The organism is Methylobacterium sp. E-005, from assembly GCF_022829725.1.
Lineage (GTDB): Bacteria > Pseudomonadota > Alphaproteobacteria > Rhizobiales > Beijerinckiaceae > Methylobacterium.
The window spans coordinates 1-535 of sequence record NZ_JAKSYG010000011.1 but is presented as its reverse complement, the minus strand read 5'-3'; the positions used below and the strand labels follow the sequence as shown (position 1 = coordinate 535).

At 71.2% G+C, this 535-nt stretch carries 1 protein-coding gene; it reads left to right on the top strand.

The window, feature by feature from the left end:
* A partial coding sequence (locus MKK88_RS00215) for a transglutaminase-like domain-containing protein (RefSeq protein ID WP_243996555.1) occupies positions 1-535 on the top strand: 535 nt, incomplete at both ends.

Below are 535 nucleotides of genomic sequence, written 5' to 3'. Positions count from 1 at the left end.
CGGCGGACTTCACGGTTGCGGATTCCGGCGCGCCGGACGTGATCGAGCCCGAGGCGCGCCAGATCCCGGTGCAGGACCTGCCCGACGCCGTGCTGATGTTCCTGCTCGGCTCGCGCTACTGCGACACCGACAAGCTGTCCCAGACCGCATGGTCGCTGTTCGGCTCCGCCCCGGAGGGCTGGGGCCGCGTCCAGGCGATCGTCGACTACACCCACGAGCGCCTGCGCTTCGACTACCAGCGCGCCGACGCGACCCGCACCGCCCATGACGGCTTCATGCAGCGCGAGGGCGTCTGCCGCGACTTCGCCCATCTGGCCATCACCCTGTGCCGGTGCATGAACATCCCGGCCCGCTACGCCACCGGCTATCTCGGCGACATCGGCGTGCCGAAGGATCCGGCGCCGATGGATTTCTCCGCGTGGTTCGAGGCCTACCTCGACGGGCCGTCCGGCCCGCGCTGGTACACGTTCGACGCCCGCCACAACCGCCCCCGCATCGGCCGCATCGTCATGGCCCGCGGCCGCGACGCGACCGA